This window comes from Luteibacter sp. UNCMF331Sha3.1 (genome assembly GCF_900109915.1).
In the GTDB taxonomy this organism is placed as follows: domain Bacteria; phylum Pseudomonadota; class Gammaproteobacteria; order Xanthomonadales; family Rhodanobacteraceae; genus Luteibacter.
The window spans coordinates 485,782-502,324 of record NZ_FOBU01000001.1 but is presented as its reverse complement, the minus strand read 5'-3'; the positions used below and the strand labels follow the sequence as shown (position 1 = coordinate 502,324).

The 16,543-nt window shown below is 66.6% G+C and carries 18 protein-coding genes; 9 read left to right on the top strand and 9 right to left on the bottom strand.

Annotated elements, in window-relative coordinates; genetic code table 11:
- Positions 1-32: 32 nt before the first annotated feature.
- Together BMX32_RS02135 and proC are read right to left on the bottom strand one after the other, a co-directional pair.
- Positions 33-608, bottom strand: a complete 576-nt coding sequence (locus BMX32_RS02135) for a YggT family protein (RefSeq protein WP_089974148.1) — start codon at positions 606-608, stop codon at positions 33-35.
- Positions 605-1,429: a pyrroline-5-carboxylate reductase gene (proC, locus tag BMX32_RS02130; protein WP_089974147.1), complete on the bottom strand. Its 825-nt coding sequence runs from the start codon at positions 1,427-1,429 to the stop codon at positions 605-607. Before proC ends, BMX32_RS02135 begins: the two co-directional genes overlap by 4 nt.
- Positions 1,430-1,545: 116 nt before the next feature.
- Here proC and BMX32_RS02125 point away from each other — a divergent pair, with 116 nt between their 5' ends.
- Together BMX32_RS02125 and BMX32_RS02120 are read left to right on the top strand one after the other, a co-directional pair.
- Complete coding sequence (locus BMX32_RS02125) at positions 1,546-2,583, top strand: type IV pilus twitching motility protein PilT (RefSeq protein WP_089974146.1); 1,038 nt, start codon at positions 1,546-1,548, stop codon at positions 2,581-2,583.
- 205 nt (positions 2,584-2,788) lie between these two features.
- On the top strand, positions 2,789-3,952 hold the full coding sequence (locus tag BMX32_RS02120) for a PilT/PilU family type 4a pilus ATPase (protein WP_089974145.1): 1,164 nt from the start codon (positions 2,789-2,791) through the stop codon (positions 3,950-3,952).
- Between the two features lie 115 nt (positions 3,953-4,067).
- Here BMX32_RS02120 and BMX32_RS02115 read toward each other — a convergent pair whose 3' ends face one another.
- Together BMX32_RS02115 and BMX32_RS02110 are read right to left on the bottom strand one after the other, a co-directional pair.
- Positions 4,068-4,439: a BON domain-containing protein gene (locus tag BMX32_RS02115; RefSeq protein WP_089974144.1), complete on the bottom strand. Its 372-nt coding sequence runs from the start codon at positions 4,437-4,439 to the stop codon at positions 4,068-4,070.
- A gap of 226 nt (positions 4,440-4,665) precedes the next feature.
- Positions 4,666-6,426, bottom strand: coding sequence for a hypothetical protein (locus BMX32_RS02110; RefSeq protein ID WP_244511376.1), 1,761 nt, complete (start codon positions 6,424-6,426; stop codon positions 4,666-4,668).
- Between the two features lie 300 nt (positions 6,427-6,726).
- Between BMX32_RS02110 and BMX32_RS02105 the strand changes: the two genes are divergently transcribed.
- Both BMX32_RS02105 and BMX32_RS02100 read left to right on the top strand, forming a co-directional pair.
- Entirely contained in the window at positions 6,727-7,761 is a 1,035-nt protein-coding gene (locus tag BMX32_RS02105; RefSeq protein WP_089974143.1) for a hypothetical protein, read from the top strand.
- 69 nt (positions 7,762-7,830) lie between these two features.
- Positions 7,831-8,334: a hypothetical protein gene (locus tag BMX32_RS02100; RefSeq protein WP_089974142.1), complete on the top strand. Its 504-nt coding sequence runs from the start codon at positions 7,831-7,833 to the stop codon at positions 8,332-8,334.
- 28 nt (positions 8,335-8,362) lie between these two features.
- Here the strand turns inward: BMX32_RS02100 and BMX32_RS02095 are convergent, their stop codons facing one another.
- From BMX32_RS02095 to BMX32_RS02085, 3 genes are all read right to left on the bottom strand, one after another.
- Positions 8,363-9,289, bottom strand: a complete 927-nt coding sequence (locus tag BMX32_RS02095) for an aspartate carbamoyltransferase catalytic subunit (protein WP_089974141.1) — start codon at positions 9,287-9,289, stop codon at positions 8,363-8,365.
- A 70-nt stretch (positions 9,290-9,359) separates the two neighbouring features.
- Positions 9,360-9,779, bottom strand: coding sequence for a Holliday junction resolvase RuvX (ruvX, locus tag BMX32_RS02090; RefSeq protein WP_089974140.1), 420 nt, complete (start codon positions 9,777-9,779; stop codon positions 9,360-9,362).
- A 14-nt stretch (positions 9,780-9,793) separates the two neighbouring features.
- Positions 9,794-10,360, bottom strand: coding sequence for a YqgE/AlgH family protein (locus BMX32_RS02085; RefSeq protein WP_089974139.1), 567 nt, complete (start codon positions 10,358-10,360; stop codon positions 9,794-9,796).
- 91 nt (positions 10,361-10,451) lie between these two features.
- Here BMX32_RS02085 and BMX32_RS02080 point away from each other — a divergent pair, with 91 nt between their 5' ends.
- Complete coding sequence (locus BMX32_RS02080) at positions 10,452-10,775, top strand: hypothetical protein (RefSeq protein ID WP_211664165.1); 324 nt, start codon at positions 10,452-10,454, stop codon at positions 10,773-10,775.
- A 122-nt stretch (positions 10,776-10,897) separates the two neighbouring features.
- On the opposite strand, the gene BMX32_RS02075 is transcribed toward BMX32_RS02080, so the two are convergent.
- Both BMX32_RS02075 and gshB read right to left on the bottom strand, forming a co-directional pair.
- Positions 10,898-11,758 (bottom strand): energy transducer TonB, encoded by an 861-nt coding sequence (locus tag BMX32_RS02075; RefSeq protein WP_089974138.1) that lies wholly within the window; start codon positions 11,756-11,758, stop codon positions 10,898-10,900.
- Positions 11,755-12,696 (bottom strand): glutathione synthase, encoded by a 942-nt coding sequence (gene gshB / locus BMX32_RS02070; RefSeq protein ID WP_029213774.1) that lies wholly within the window; start codon positions 12,694-12,696, stop codon positions 11,755-11,757. Before gshB ends, BMX32_RS02075 begins: the two co-directional genes overlap by 4 nt.
- A gap of 260 nt (positions 12,697-12,956) precedes the next feature.
- Here gshB and pilG point away from each other — a divergent pair, with 260 nt between their 5' ends.
- From pilG to BMX32_RS02050, 4 genes are all read left to right on the top strand, one after another.
- Entirely contained in the window at positions 12,957-13,358 is a 402-nt protein-coding gene (gene pilG, locus BMX32_RS02065; RefSeq protein WP_029213773.1) for a twitching motility response regulator PilG, read from the top strand.
- A 35-nt stretch (positions 13,359-13,393) separates the two neighbouring features.
- Entirely contained in the window at positions 13,394-13,768 is a 375-nt protein-coding gene (locus BMX32_RS02060) for a response regulator (RefSeq protein WP_029213772.1), read from the top strand.
- Between the two features lie 10 nt (positions 13,769-13,778).
- Positions 13,779-14,324: a chemotaxis protein CheW gene (locus BMX32_RS02055; RefSeq protein WP_029213771.1), complete on the top strand. Its 546-nt coding sequence runs from the start codon at positions 13,779-13,781 to the stop codon at positions 14,322-14,324.
- 175 nt (positions 14,325-14,499) lie between these two features.
- A complete protein-coding gene (locus BMX32_RS02050) occupies positions 14,500-16,539 on the top strand; it encodes a methyl-accepting chemotaxis protein (RefSeq protein WP_029213770.1) in 2,040 nt (679 codons plus the stop codon).
- Positions 16,540-16,543: the final 4 nt, after the last annotated feature.

The window sequence follows — 16,543 nt, the reverse complement described above, 5'->3', positions numbered from 1 at the left end:
GTGCGCCCCACAGCAGGCTTGGTCAGCGGGGTTCAGCCGCCCATCAGCAGGCGCGTGCCCCAGTCCGACAGCGGCTGGGCGACCAGGATGCGGAGGAGGAACAGGCCGAGCAGCACGACGGTGGGCGAGAAGTCGAGGCCGCCGAGTGTCATGCGGCCGCGCAGCGGGCGGACGAGCGGCTCGGCGAGGCTGGAGACGAAACGCGCGACCGGGTGGTAGCGATCGGTCGACAGCATGCTCAGCAGCGACCACACGAATACCAGCACGATCCATGTGAGCAGGAAGAAGTCGACCGTCTCGGCCACTGCCGCCACGATCACGCCGAGCACGTCCGGCGCGACGCCGGCGAGCGCGACGATCAGCACGACCTTCAGGCATTCCAGCAGCAGGATGATCACCAGCGCGGCGGTGTTCACCCGGCGGATGTTCCGCAGCACCTTGCGCAGCGGGCGTACCGCCGGGTTGGTGAAGCGGTAGAGGAACTGGCAGATGGGGTTGTTGAAGTCGGCCCGCCACGCTTCGGCGAGCAGCCGCAGCACGAACAGGGTGACGAGCGCGCCGAAGGCGAACTGCAGGATCAGCACGCCGGCATTGGTCAGGTAGTTCACGTTCTGGATTCCATGTCTTCGGAAAGTTCGACGCCGCGGCGACGTGCGGCATCGACCGCGCGCGCCACGATGGCAGGGAAGTGGTCGAGCCGGAAGCTGTCCAGCGCGGCCTGGGTGGTGCCGTTCGGCGAGGTGACGCGCTCGCGCAGCGTCGCCGCGCTCTCGCCGCTCTCGATCAGCATGCGGCCGGCGCCGAGGGCCGTCTGCGCGGCGAGGGCGCGCGCCGTCTCGCGGGAAAGCCCCTGCGAGAACGCCGCGTTCTCGAGCGCCTCGACCATGAGGAAGAAATAGGCTGGCCCCGAGCCGGACAGGGCGGTGACGATGTCGAGCTGGTCTTCGTCCGGCACCCAGACGGTAAGGCCCGCGGCATCGAGCACGTGCTGGGCTTCGGCCCGTTGGGGCGCACTGACCCGCCCGTTGGCGAACAGCGCGGTGGCGCCGGCACCGATCATCGCCGGGGTGTTGGGCATGCAGCGGACCACCGGCAGCGCGGCGTCCAGCCAGCGTTCGATCTGGTGGATGCGGATGCCCGCGGCGATCGAGATCACCAGCGGGCGGTATTTCTGCACGGCGGGACGCAGGTCGCGGCATACGTCGGCCAGCACCTGCGGCTTCACGGCGAGAACGAGGATCGACGCGCCCTCGGCGGCGTCGAGGTTGTCGGTGTAGGTGGCGACGCCGTACTCGCGGGACAGCTCGTGCAGCGATTCGGCACGGGGCTCGGCGACGGCGATACCACCCGGCTGGGCACCGTGGCGGATCATGCCGGCGATCAACGCGGATGCCATGTTGCCGCCGCCGATGAAGGCGATCCGATTCATGGGTTCAGGGGCTCCGTAGGCGGACGATGTTCACAACGCCGAAGCATATATGGAGCCGCGCCTTGCCGCCGACCCCCGGGCATGGTTACCTATGCCCACCAAGAAAGGGGACCCCAATGGATATCGCCGAACTCCTTGCCTTCTCCGTGAAGAACAAGGCCTCCGACCTGCACCTTTCCGCGGGTCTTCCGCCGATGATCCGTGTCGACGGCGACGTCCGGCGTATCAATATCCCGGCCCTAGAGCACAAGCAGGTCCACTCGCTGATCTACGACATCATGTCGGACAAGCAGCGGCGCGACTATGAGGAATTCCTCGAAGTCGACTTCTCGTTCGAGATTCCCGGTCTGGCGCGCTTCCGCGTCAACGCGTTCAATCACAACCGCGGCGCGGGCGGCGTGTTCCGTACCATTCCGTCGGAGGTCCTGACGCTGGAAGACCTGGGCGCCCCCCGCATCTTCCGCGAACTGATCGAGCAGCCCCAGGGCCTCATCCTCGTCACGGGCCCTACGGGTTCGGGCAAGTCGACGACGCTGGCGGCCATGGTCGACCACATCAACAAAAACGAATACGGCCACATCCTCACCGTCGAGGATCCGATCGAATTCGTCCACACCTCGCAGAAGTGCCTGGTCAACCAGCGCGAGGTGCACCGCGACACCCACGGGTTCAACGAAGCCCTGCGTTCCGCGCTCCGCGAAGATCCCGACTACATCCTCGTCGGCGAGCTTCGCGACCTCGAGACCATCCGCCTGGCGCTGACCGCCGCGGAAACGGGCCACCTGGTGTTCGGCACGCTGCATACGTCGTCCGCCGCGAAGACGATCGACCGCATCATCGACGTGTTCCCCGCCGGCGAGAAGCCGATGGTCCGCTCGATGCTCTCGGAGTCCCTGCGCGCGGTTATCTCGCAGTCGCTGCTGAAGAAGGTCGGCGGCGGCCGTACCGCGGCCCACGAGATCATGGTCGGCATCCCCGCCATCCGTAACCTGATCCGCGAGGACAAGGTGGCGCAGATGTACTCGTCGATCCAGACGGGCCAGCAGTACGGCATGCAGACGCTGGACCAGAACCTCGCCGACCTGGTCAAACGAGGCCTGATCACGCGTCCGGAAGCCATGATGTACGCGAAGAACAAGGAAGGCTTCCGGTAGGAAGGCCTGCGCCTGGAGGCCTTCTTGCAGGAGTCCACCCAGGCGCGAAGCCTTCAGGGCGGTGACAACAGGCCCCCGGGCTTTCACGCGGATCCGCAGGCGCCCATCCGGCGCGTGTGAAGGCGGTCTCGGCCTCCGAGGAGGCATGGGTATATGATCGGCCCCACAGGGGACGCCGGCCCGGTCCGGCATTGGGATACAGGCCATGAGCGACTTCGATTTCACCTCCTTCCTCAAGCTGATGGTGCATAAACAGGCGTCCGACCTGTTCATCACCGCTGGCGTGGCGCCGTCGCTCAAGGTGCAGGGGCGCGTGGTACCCATCACGCAGAGCCCCCTGTCCGCGCAGCAGTCGCGCGACATGGTGCTGAACGTGATGACGCCGGCCCAGCGCGAGGAGTTCGAAAAGACCCACGAGTGCCAGTTCGCGATCAGCGCGTCGGGCATCGGACGTTTCCGCGTATCGTGTTTCTACCAGCGCAACTGCGTCGGCATGGTGCTGCGTCGGATCGAGTCGAAGATCCCGACACCCGAAGAACTGACGCTGCCGCCCGTCATCAAACAGCTGGCGATGACCAAGCGCGGCATCATCATCTTCGTCGGCGGCACGGGCACCGGTAAGTCGACTTCGCTGGCGTCGATGATCGGCTACCGCAACCAGAATTCCACGGGTCACATCATCACGATCGAGGACCCGATCGAATACGTGCACAAGCACGAGGGCTGCATCATCACGCAGCGCGAGATCGGTATCGACACCGACAGCTGGGAAAACGCGCTGAAGAACACGCTGCGCCAGGCGCCCGACGTCATCATGATCGGCGAGGTACGCACGCGCGAGACGATGGAGCACGCGATCAACTTCTCCGAGACGGGCCACCTGTGCCTGTGCACGCTGCACGCGAACAACGCCAACCAGGCGCTCGACCGCATCCTGCACTTCTTTCCGGAAGACCGTCGCCAGCAGTTGTTCATGGATCTGTCGCTCAACCTCAAGGGCATCGTCGCGCAGCAGCTGATCCCCACGCCCGACGGCAAGGCGCGTCGCGTCGCGGTGGAGGTGCTGCTCGGCACGCCGCTCGCGCAGGATTACATCCGTCAGGGCGAGATCCACAAGCTCAAGGAACTGATGCGGGATTCCAACCAGCTGGGTATGCGCACGTTCGACCAGAGTCTCGTCGAGCTGTACCACGCCGGCGAGATCTCGTACGAGGACGCGCTACGTCACGCCGACAGCTCGAACGAGGTCCGTCTGCGCATCAAGCTGGCGCAGGGCGGCGACGCGCATACGCTGTCGCAGGGTCTGGATGGCGTGGAGATCGACAAGGCCAACGACCGGAACACGTTCGGCGGCATGCTGCATCGCTGACGGTTCTGGACATCTCGCGTCGCCGGGCATTCCGCCTCGATGATGCTCCGACATACGACGCAAAGAAAAGGGGAGCCGTGAGGCTCCCCTTTTTGGTTCCAGCTCGTGCTACGTCTTACTTGTCGGCGGCAGCCGCCGAAACGGTCAGGCCGCTGGCGTCGACGCTCTTCACGCCCTTGATCTTCTTCGCGATCATTTCGGCGTGGCTCTTCTCCTTGGCCGTGGCGACCGTACCCGTCAACGTCACGACGCCTTCGGTGGTGCTGACGGAGATGTCGGTCGCCTTCACCGACTTGTTGGCGGCGAACTCGCTCTTCACCTTGGTGGTGATCCACGTGTCGTCCGCCTTGCCGGCGACCGTCTGGTTATCGCCCTTGGACGCGGCGGCGGCGGAGTCCTGAGCATATGCCTGCGCGAACGGCACCGTACCGAGACCGGCGACGAGAGCGGCAGCGAACAGGGCCTTGCGGAGGTTGGCGTTGATCATGATCGAACTCCTTTGTTACGCGCTGAATGGGTCTGGCGACGGCGCCACGCGTCGTGGCTGCCGGATCGCGGGGCCAATGGAAACAGCGCATCCGTGAACGATTCGTGCGTGGAAATCCGGCCCGTTCAGCATCGTCAAGACGTCGGGAAGGAGAACGCGCGCGGGAACGAGGCGGAAAAGAAAAAGGCGCCACGATGGGCGCCTTTTTCCGGTACGCGCTTATGCCTTATTTGTATTCGACGGCGCCCGACATCACGAGGCCCTTGTCGTCCACATGGGCTTCGCCCGACACGTCGACGATGCGGGCAGCCTGCGCCTTCATCGCCTCGAACTGCGCCTTAGAGCGTTCGGCGGCCGCCGCCTGCGCCTGCTGATCGTCGGGCGCGCCGTCGGCACCCGCGGCTTCGGCCATGTTGCTGGCGAACGACTGCGCCTTGTCGGCCATCACGTCGACCCAGGCGCGATACATGTCGCCGTTCAGATGGAAGCGGCTGACGCGGCCGGCGTCGCCGACCGAGCCCATCAGCAGTTCATCGAGCCTGCCGTCTTCGCCTTCGCCCACGCCGACCACGATCGCCTGGCCGTTCATCGCGGCCCAGCCCGGCATGCCGAGCATCGCGGTGATGTTCTGCGGCAAGGCGGAGGGCTTGCCGTCGCCCGCGACCTTGAAGTCGCCGCCGAGCATGGCCTGGCCCATGGCGAGCAGACCGGCGGGGTTACGCGTAGCGAGCAGCACGCGGCCGGTGATCGCCGGCATCTGCTGACCTGCCGCGGCGGGCTTGAACGAATCGAGCACGATACGAACGCCGCGAATATCGCCGAACGGCGGAATCGCCGCCTGCTGCATCGTCGAACCGAGCTTGGCGAAGCTGTCGTTCAGATTGGTGAAGGCGGGGCAGGTGAACGGCTTGGCGGCCACCGCGTCGGCCTGCGCCGTGAAGAACGTGCGGATCTGCTCGACCGGCAGCGCGATGCTGACGTCGAACGGTCCCTTCGCTTCCTGACCCAGGCCCGGGAGTTCGACCTTCAGACCGGAAAACGCCTTGGTCACGTCGTCCGCGAGGGCGACGTCCACGCGCTGCTCCTGGTGGTGCATGTCGAGGCGCGTGTAACCGAAGCTGATCGACGGCACGCGCGCGGCGACGCGGCTCGCTTCGGGCACGCAGCTCGCCGGCAGCGGCGGAATGGGCTCGCCCGTCTTCGCCGACTGATGCTTGAGGAACGTGGAGAAGAGGGGATCCTTGCCCGACGCGACGAGCGGCAGCAGGCGAACGAGGTCGACCTGGCCGACCGCGTAGTTCTTGTAACCCTTGTCCTTGGCGAGGTCCGCGAGGCGGCCGTCGTCCTGCAGGTTCTTCTCCGGCCGGTCGGCGCCGAGCGCCTGGCGGATCGTCGGCTGCGCGGCATCGGCCGGCAGCAGCGAGACCACGGCCTGCTTGCCGACGGTGGCGATGATCAGCTGCACGCCGGTGTCGCCGAGCGTCACATGGCGATACGCCTGACCGCCGGCGTCGGCCGTGTCGAGCTTCTTGCCGTAGGCGGTTTCGAGGCGGCCGACGAAGGCGTCCCAGGCGGCCGTGTCGGCCAGTGCGACGCGCGCGACCGGGCTGAGGCCCAGGCCGTAGAACGCCGACCCCGTCTTCACGTCGAGGCCGAGGTTCTTCAGCGTGGCCTCGGCGGTCTTGCCGTCGAATTCGGCGGCGAAGGCACGCAGGAGGCGGGCGCCTTCCACATTGCCCTTCGTCTCGAGATCCTGGGCGACCGACTTCATCTGGGCGACCTGGCCCGGCAGCTCGTTGTTCGCCTGGGTGACCATCGCCTCGTAGGCGTCGTCGTCGAGCTTGTCGAGATTGGCGAACACGTACGGCGTATCCGCCGGTACGAACGCCAACGGGGCATCCTTGTCCTTGTGGCCGCAGGCCGCCAGCAGCACGCTGGCGAGGCCGAGCGCGATGAGTCGCTTCGTCGGTCGCATCATGTATCCCATTGAGTTGGTCCCTGGAACGGCCATTATGCCGGATCGGACCGGCCGTGGCTGCCGGCGGCGGACGAGCCGCCTGTCGGATCGGGCCGGCAGCGACCGCGTTGTCGGAGGCTTCGTGGTCGTCATCCGGTACGTATCGCCGCGCGCGCTCAGGCATGGTCTTCCTCGCCCGGCACTCCGCCTTCGCGGACTACGACCATCGGCCGATGTGTGGGCGGTAGGTCCCGGGGTAGCCTTGCCGGGGCGGCCAGGCCTGTGGAGCAGGTGCCCGGGCGCGTCTCTCCCATCGTCAAGGACGACGACATGCACATCGCGTTGTGGAACCCAGCCCTGTTCCGTGTGACGGGTGGCGAGGCCTCGCACCAAGGGGCTCCCGGCTTTTCCATTCGGGTGGACGAGATCGGCGATCCGCGGGCCCGGATCGATTTCCCGCCGCCCGTCGACGCCGTGCCGGTCATGCGGCTGATGCGCGAGAACCTGTGGGCGTTCGAGCTCGTGTTCGACGAGCCGGTGCCGGACGTCGCGCTGACCTATTTCGCGGACGTCCGGCATCAGCTGTACTGGACCGACGAAAACGACGTCGTGCATCCGCAGGAGGTCGGCCCCGAAGCGCTGACCGGCTTCCGTGTCGCCCGATGGGCCGTCGGCAAGCTCTGCGTCAAACGGCTCCGGTGTGAATTCCCCCTGCGGCTGCCGGGCGCGGTGTTTCTGACGCGCCTCGAGCTGCCGGGGCACGGAGCGACGTCGCGCTTGAGGGCGCGGTGGCGCGAGTGGCGTGAAGCCCGACGGCATCGGAGGGTGCCGCCGGCGCCATGGGCGGCGGAGAAAATCTGCCTCGATCTATGGGACGACGTGCTGGTGAGCATCGTCGAGGGGAGGGCCGTCTACGATGGCGGCGGCGCAGGGGTGGCCATCCAGGTGGACGTGCCGGGACCCAGGGGCGCGCAGGCGGACTTTCCCACCGCGACGGACGACGTGCGATTCCTGCGCCTGGTCAGCGAAGGCATGCAGTCTTACGCCGTCGTGTTCGCCGAACCGGTCACGGCGGTGGCATTGACCTACTGCGCCACCATCCCTCATCGCCTCGAATGGACCTACGCGAACGAGGCGTTGTCGGAGTGCGAAGTCGTGTCCGCCGACGATCTCCGCGGCCTTCGCGTCGCACGACGCAACGCGGGCGACGTCGGCATACGCAGCCTGCGCTGCATTTTTGAGAACGCGCGCGGCGACGCCGCGTTCTTTACCTCGATAGCGGTCACGCCGGCCAGCGGACAAGGCGAACGACCGGAAAAGGTCGGTATCTATCCACCATGGACGATGTCGCCGTGGCGAGTGTGATGCCTGACGACGAGCGCCGTGCCCGCGCGGGCCGGCAAAGGGACGACACATCATCAAGGAGAGATAGTCATGAGCCAAGCATTCGATAACATGTTCCTGGTCGACGGGGCTGCCGAAACGGCCGCACGCGCGTCGGGATCCGGCGGTCGACCAACGGGCGAGGCCCAGACGCTTTATGAGGCCACCCGTGGAGGCGTCGCCATCCACCTGGAGGCCTACGCCAGCGAACCCGTCCGGCTCGATCGCGACAACGGTTTCCCCGGTGTCGATCTGATGAGGCTCTCGGCTCCCGGGATCTGGTATGTGCGAGTGCTCTTCAAGCCGGCGGTGCAGGCGGTCGCCTTCACTTATCTATCCGGTTCCGAGCACGAACTGAATTGCCTGACGTCCGACGGCGCGCCGATCGAAGGTTCGCCGGAGACCGGCTGGGTGCCGCACTGGAAACTCGGTCTGCGCACGGTCAATCTGCGGCGGGTCGGCCCGATTGGCATCGTCGAGTACTACTGTGGACGCGCCGGTGCCGGTCCGCGGCCGGATGCGTTGTGGCTGGCGCCGTTCCGGATCATCGCCTGAGAACTGCCGAGGAGGGTGATGGGGCCGATCAGCGGCCCATCACTTCCGCCAGCACCGCCATCCGCACGAACACGCCGTTGCCTACCTGTTCGAGGATGCGCGACTGCGCACCGTCGGCGACATCGGGCGCGATCTCGATACCGCGGTTGATCGGGCCCGGGTGCATGACGAGGCAGCCCTTTTCCGCGAGCGCCAGGCGGCGGGTGCAGAGGCCGTAGCGGTCGAAGTAGGCGGCTTCGTCGGGGAGATCCGTCGACGCCATGCGCTCTTTCTGCAGGCGAAGCATGATGACGGCGTGCGCGCCCTTGATCGCCTCGTCGAAATCCTCGTGATAGCTCACGTTCGACAGCTCGCCTTCGGTCGGCAACAGCGCGGCCGGACCGACGATGCGGATGTCCTTCGCGCCGAGCGCGGTGAAGGCGTGGACGTCGGAACGGGCGACGCGCGAGTGCCGCACGTCCCCGCAGATGACGATGCGCAGCTTGCGGAAATCGGGGTGATGGTTGCGGATGGTCAGCGCGTCGAGCAGGCCCTGCGTGGGATGCGCGCGGTTGCCGTCGCCCGCGTTGACCACCGCGACGCCGCTCATCGCGTGCTTCACCAGCGACTCGGGCGTGCCCGATTCCTTGTGCCGCACGACGATCGCGTCGAGGTGCATCGCCTCGAGCGTGTGCAGCGTGTCGAACAGCTCTTCGCCCTTGGCGGTGGACGAGAAACCGATGTCGAAGTTGATCACGTCGGCGCCCAGGCGGCGCGCGGCGAGTTCGAACGAAGTGCGCGTGCGCGTCGACGGTTCGAAGAAGAGATTGAGCACCGTCCGCCCCGAAAGCAGGTCGAGCTTGCGCGTGCCATGCGCGGTGGCTTCGCGCATGCTGTTGGCGCGGTCGAGCAGCCGTTCGACGGCTTCGCGGGGCAGGTTCTCGAGGGTGGTCAGATGGCGCAGGCGTTGTGACATGACGTCCTCAAGCGGATAAGCGTGGCGGTTGGCGATGCGGTGTGCAGACGATACACGGAACGCGGCGCGGTCATGACTGAAGCAGGTAGCCTTCGAGGATGACCGCGGCGGCTTCGGCGTCGATCGACTTCGCATCGGAGCGCTTGCGCGTGCCGGCGGCGCGGCCCGCGGCGAAGCGCCGGGCGGCTTCCTGGGAACTCATGCGCTCGTCGGCGAACGCCACGGGCAGCGCGTAACGTTCGCCCAGGCGTTGGGCGAAGCGACGTGCCGTGCGCGTCATCGGTTGTTCCTTGCCTTCGTTGTCTAGGGGAAGCCCGATGACGAGCTCGGCCGGTAGCCATTCGCGGCGCAGCGTGTCGAGCGCCTGCCAGTCGGGCTCGCCGTCGCGAACGGGAATCGCCGCGAGCGCACGCGCGGTGCCCGTCAGACGGTTGCCCACCGCGACACCCACGATCTTCGTGCCGACATCGAAGCCGAACAGGCAGGTCATCTTGCAGGAGCCGCTCAGGCGTGGCCGGCGTAGCCGGTCAGCTGCGTGGGGTCGCTCACGCCCATCGTTCGCGTGGCGGCGAACCAGCGGTCTTCGAGCGGCGTATCGAACACGATGCGCTCGTCGGCTCGCGTGGTGAGCCAGGCGTTGTCCATGACTTCCTGCTCGAGCTGGCCGGCTTCCCAGCCCGCGTAGCCGAGCGTCACGATCGCACGACGCGGGCCCTCACCCTTGGCCATGGCCACGAGGATGTCGCGCGAGGTCGTCACGGACCAGTCGTCGTTGACGCGATAGCTGGAATCCCAGTTGCCGGGCTCGCGATGAAGCACGAAACCGCGCTCCTGCTGCACCGGCCCGCCGATCAGCACGGGGTTGTCGGCGATCTCCGGGTCGTCGCACGAGAGTTTCATCTGCGCGAGCACGTCGCCGAGGCGGTATTCGGAGATCTGGTTGATCAGCAGGCCGACCGCGCCGTCCTCGCCATGCTGGCAGAGGAAAGCGACACCCCGGGCGAACGGCGGCTCGGCGAGCGAAGGCATCGCGATGAGGAACTGGCCGGCGAAGGTGTTGGCGAACGTCATGGCTGCATTGTAGCCGCTCCGGCCGTGTGGCGTGTGCGAACGTTCAGCCGGCGGTGCTTACTTTGTGCATCCGTTCATAGGAGGCATTTCCATGAAGAAGGACATGTTTGTAAAGGGTTTTGTCGTCGCGACGCTGGCCATTGCGGGCGCCGCGTCGGCCTCGTCGCCTTCCGCCTGGAAGGACTACAACCAACGTCTGACCCAGGCCTGCGTCGCCGCGAGCGGCCTCAAGGACGCGAAGCCGGTGGGCGGCCCGATCCAGTACGACGATCGCGTGCCCGTCACCGCGCTGGTGCTGGCCGGACGGTACCCTCAGAAGCACATGAACAACCGGCCCGGCCGCGAGTTGTGCGTGTGGGATCGCAAAGCGAACAAGGCCTACGTCAGCGAAGCCGATCAGCTGCTGCCGAAGTAACCGCCAATCTTCAGAGAGATGCTGTTGTGGGAGCGCGCTCGCGCGCGAAGGGTACTTGCGGCGAGCACCCTTCGCGCGCGAGCGCGCTCCCACAGAGGCCTGACTCTGGCAGCGGCGCGGCCTTAGTAATTCCGCAGCACGTTGCCGGGCAGGAACTGCCAGGTGCGCGTGATGTAGAGCTCGTCGACCCTGGTCTTGTCGGCGGGTAGCGCGGGGAAGGGCGCCGCCAGCCGCACGATGCGCTGCGCGGCGTCGTCCAGGAGCTTGTGACCCGAGCTCTTGATGACGTCCATGCTCTTGATGGAGCCGTCGCGGTTCAGCCCGACGGTGAGCACCAGTTCGCCATAGACGCCCTGACGACGGGCTTCGTCCGGATAGTTGAGGTTACCCACGCGCTCGACGCGACCGACCCAGCCTTTCATGTAGGCCGCGTAGACATATTCGCGCGTGTTGGAGGAAATGAATTTCTTCTTCGGGCGCTTCGCATAGGCTTGCGATTGCTCGCGCACTTCCGCCGCGAGCCGCGCCATCTCCATGCGCCGCTGCACTTCCTCGTCCGAGACCGGCGCGGGACGTTCCTTCTGTGCCGTCTGCTGCCGTGTCGTATCCACGGCGAAGGTCGTCTCGCCCGTGCTGGTCAGCAGCTGGTCGGGCGAGGCCTCGCGGGGTGCCGGTGCCTGGGCTTCCTTCGGCTCGGCGGCTCCCGTGGCGTTCGGCGTGGGCAGCAGGCCCGATACGGGTTCCGACGGGCGCGCGGCCTTGTCCTGGTCGCCGCCGCCCGCGTTGTTCGCCTGGGCGAGGAAGTCGGCCTTGTCCGGCTGCTCCTGATTGGCGACGTCCACGAGCGTGACGTCTAGCGCAGGCACGCTCGGGCGCGGCTTCTCCATCTCGAACGTGATGCCGAGAATGACGACGCCGTGCAGCAGCAGCGAAAACAGCAGGGTGGCGCCGAACAGGTCGGCGCCCGTGGTGCGGGTCGTCATCGGGCCTCGATCGCGTCGAACATCAGCCCGGCGATGTTAATGCCGAAGCGGGCGTCGAGTTCGCGGACGCCCGTCGGAGATGTGACGTTGATCTCGGTCAGGTAGTCGCCGATCACGTCCAGGCCGACGAAGCGCAGGCCGCGCCGGACGAGCTCCGGTGCGATCTGGGCGGCGATCCAACGATCGCGGTCGGAGAGCGGGATGCCGTCGCCACGTCCGCCGGCCGCGAGGTTGCCGCGGAATTCGTCGCCCTGCGGGATGCGGGCGAGGGCATAGGGCACGGGTTCGCCGTCGATCAGCAGGATGCGCTTGTCGCCCGCGGTGATCTCGGGGATGAACTTCTGCGCGATGGTGAAGTGCGTGCCGCCGTCCAGCAGGGTTTCGAGCATGGAATTGAGGTTGCTGTCGCCGGCCGCCACCTTGAAGATGCCGCGGCCGCCCATGCCGTCCAGCGGCTTGAGCACCGCCTGGCCATGCTCGGCCACGAACGCTTTCAGCTCCCCCCGATCGCGCGAGACCAGGGTCGGCACGATGCACTGCGGGAAGTCGAGGGCGAAGAGCTTCTCGTTGCAGTCGCGCAGCGACCTCGGGTCGTTGACCACCTTGCAGCCGGCGCGCTGGGCGCGCTCCAGCACCATCGTGTCGTAGATGAACTGGGCATCCACCGGCGGGTCCTTGCGCGCCAGCACGATGTCGACGTCGGCCAGGGGGCGCCACTGCGGCTCGCCGAGGGTGAACCAGCCCGACGGATCTTCCTTGACGGTGAGCGGGCGGAGGCGGGCCCAGGCCTCGCCGTCGCGGAGCGCCAGATCGCCCTGCTCCATGTAGAGCAGGGTATGACCGCGCCGGGAGGCCTCCAGCAGCATGGCGAACGTGGTGTCCTTGGCGATCTTGATGGCACGGATCGGGTCCATCAGGACGGCAACGGAAAGCGACATGGGGTGTGTCCCGATAGGCAGGAAAGGTGCCAAGTCTAGACGTCGGGCCCCCCGTTCGGAAATGTGAAGAAGCCCTTTAAGAACAATTCATCTTGACGGGACACCGGCCAACCATTAAACAGCGAACGGTAGGAACGCCGAAGAGCGTTCGACCGGGGCACCTCGTCCCGGACATCGACCTGGCGCACGGAATAGCTGGCGCAAAACCGGCTATCCTGCGAGGGGATTTGCGGTTTTTTGTGCGTGGCTACGGGGGCGCAGTGAACGAAAACGGACGTGGTAACGACCTGACCGGCTTGCGGGTCATGGTCATCGACGATTCCAAAACCATCCGACGCACCGCGGAAACGCTGCTGAAGAAGGAAGGCTGCGACGTGCTCACGGCGGTCGACGGCTTCGAGGCGCTGGCCAAGATCTCGGACCAGAAGCCCAACATCATCTTCGTCGACATCATGATGCCCAGGCTGGACGGCTACCAGACCTGCGCGCTGATCAAGAACAACGCTCATTTCCGCGGCACGCCCGTGATCATGCTGTCCTCCAAGGACGGCCTGTTCGACAAGGCGCGCGGCCGCATCGTGGGGGCGGAGCAGTATCTCACCAAGCCATTCACCCGCGACGAGCTCCTCGGCGCGATCCATCGCTACGCGAAGGCGAGCTGACCGTCATCACCGCTTCAAGGCGTCCAGGGGGACGTGTGGCAAATATCCTCATCATCGACGACTCGCCCACCGACGTACGCGTGTTCACCACGCTGCTCGAGAAGGCGGGATTTTCCGTTTCCAGCGTGGACAACGCGGAAGCGGGCATCGAGCGCATCCGCGCCAGCAAGCCGGACCTCGTGATCATGGACGTGATCATGCCCGGCATGAACGGCTTCCAGGCCACCCGTACCCTGAGCCGCGATCCGGCCACGTCCGACGTGCCGGTCGTCATGATCACCACGAAATCGATGGAAACGGACCGCGTGTGGGGCCTGCGTCAGGGCGCCAAGGCTTTCATCACCAAGCCGGTGAACGAGAAAGACCTCCTCACGACGATCGCCGATCTCCTGCCGAACAAGACGCACTGAGGCGGCCGCCATGAGCGAGAACGCGACCCTTTCGCCCTTCGAGCTGCTGGCCGGCTACGAGCGCGCCTGCCTGGCGCACTCGGCCGACGCGCCGGAGCGTGTGGAATCCCTGGGCCTCTGGCGCGGCATCGGCTTCCGCGTCGGACGCCGTGCGTTCGTCAGCGGCATCGAGGAAATCAACGAACTGCTCGCCGTACCGCCGCTGACCACCGTCCCGGGCACGCAGCCCTGGCTGATGGGCGTGGCGAACGTGCGCGGCAACCTGGTGCCGGCCATCGATCTGGGCCGGTTCCTTTTCGACGAGCGCACGCCGTCGTCCGAACGTACCCGGCTGCTGCTCGTGCGCCAGCACGGAGGCACGGTGGGATTGCTCGTCGACGAGGTGTTCGGCCAGCGTACGATGGCCGACGACCAGCGCGAGACCGGCGACGACGAGCGGGATCCGCGCCTGGCGCGCTTCGTCACGGGGAACGTCCAGCTCGGCGAGCAGGCGTTCGGGATGTTCAGCATGAGCCGTCTGGTTCGTGCGCCGGACTTCCGGCAGGCGGCGCTGTAGGGCGCCTTCAAGGGGGAGGGGGAAGGCCGCAGGGCCGGCCCCTCACAGGATGGGCGAAGGCGGCATGGCCGCTTTCGCGATGGGAACGGAGGGGCGGTCGTCCGACCGCTTCGTCATGCCGGCGACCTCGTCGAGGCGACGGCGGCTGGTTTTGCCAGGTTTGGGTGAGGTGGATATGAGCACGACAGCAGGCGGCGCAGGCCGGGAACGTGGCTACACGATCGTCATCGTGTTCCTGCTCCTGGCGATCGGTTTGGCGTCGGTCGACTTCTGGTGGCTGAACAACAAGAACAGCGAGGATCGCGAAGCCATCGCGCTGACGACCCAGGTGCAGGTGCTTTCGCAGCAGACGGCGAAGTACGCACTGGAAGCATCGGACGGCAATCGCGATTCCTTCCGTGAACTGTCGGCCACGCGCAACACCATCGATTCGGCCGTGCAGCGCCTCGTGAAGGGCGACGACAAGACGGGCATGCCCGCCTACGCGGATGCGGATGGCCGGAGCACCCAGTCGGGCCGCTCGATCGGCGCGCTCGCCAACGCCTGGCACCAGCTCGATGCCGACATCGGCAAGATCCTGTCGAACAAGGACCTCGTGCTGTCGTCCGGCGAGCGCGCGGACGTCTTCTCGAAGCAGATGCCCCTGCTGAACGCACGCACCGACGAGGTGCTGAACATCGTCCAGCAGAAGAACGCGTCGGTGGAGCAGACCTTCACCATCGCGCGCTGGATGCTGATGGCCGACCGCATGATCCGCCGCGTGCAGGAAATCCTGCAGGGCGGCGACGCCGCCCAGTCCGCCGCCGACGGCCTCTCCCGCGACGCGCAGCTCTACGGCGCCGTGCTCAAGGGCCTCGTCGACGGCAACGCCGACGGCGGCGTCCGCGCCATCAGCGACGCCAACGCCCGCAAGATCCTCGAAGGCATGCAGACCTCGTGGGGCGAACTGGTCGATCCGGTGACCCAGCTGGTCGCCGCGTCGCCCAACCTGCAGGACGTGAAGCGCGCCGGCAACCAGGCGTCCCTCGACTCGCAGACGGTACTGCTGCGCGCCAACGAATCCGCCGACCAGATCGCGAAGCTGCCGCTCACGCGTCTGTTCCCGAACGTCTGGTGGGGCCTGCTCGGCGCCATCGGCGCGGTGCTCTTCGCCCTGTTGCTCGTCTACAACCTCGTGCGCGACCAGCGCCGCCGCTTCGAGACGACGTCCGAGCTCAACCAGCGTAACCAGACCGCCATCATGCGGCTGCTGGACGAGATGGGCACGCTCGCCGAAGGCGACCTCACCATCAAGGCCACGGTCACCGAGGACATCACGGGCGCCATCGCGGACGCCATGAACTCCGCCGTGGACGAGATGCGCAACCTCGTCACCACCATCAACGAGACGGCCGTGCGCGTCTCCGCGGCGGCACAGGAAACCCAGGCGACCGCCATGCACCTCGCGGACGCCGCGGAGCAGCAGGCGCAGCAGATCACCTCCGCCACCTCCGCCATCAACCAGATCGCGACCTCGATGGATACGGTGTCGAAGGATTCCGCCGAATCGGCCGACGTGGCGCAGCGCTCGGTGCAGATCGCGTCGCGCGGTGCCGAAGTGGTGCGCGAGACGATCCAGGGCATGGACTCCATCCGTGACCAGATCCAGGAAACCTCGAAGCGCATCAAGCGCCTCGGCGAGTCGTCGCAGGAAATCGGCTCGATCGTGGAACTCATCAACGACATCGCCGAACAGACGAACATCCTCGCGTTGAACGCGGCCATCCAGGCGGCTTCCGCCGGTGAGGCGGGTCGCGGCTTCGCGGTGGTCGCGGACGAAGTGCAGCGCCTCGCCGAACGCTCGGCGAGCGCGACGAAGCGAATCGAAACGCTGGTGCAGACCATTCAGTCCGATACCAACGAAGCGGTGAGCTCCATGGAACAGACCACCGCGGAAGTGGTGGCCGGTGCGCGACTCGCGGAGGACGCGGGCACGGCGCTGGGCGACATCGAACGCGTGTCGAACGACCTCTCCGCGCTGATTCAGAACATCTCGGCCGCGGCACGCCAGCAGTCCGCCGCGGCGACCGATACGTCGGCCACGATGAACGTCATCCAGGAGATCACTTCGCAGACATCGCTGGGCGCCAGCCAGACGGCCGAATCGATCGGCAACCTGGCCCAGCTCGCCAACGACCTGCGCCTGTCCGTTGCGAACTTCAAGCTGCCGGGCTGATGCA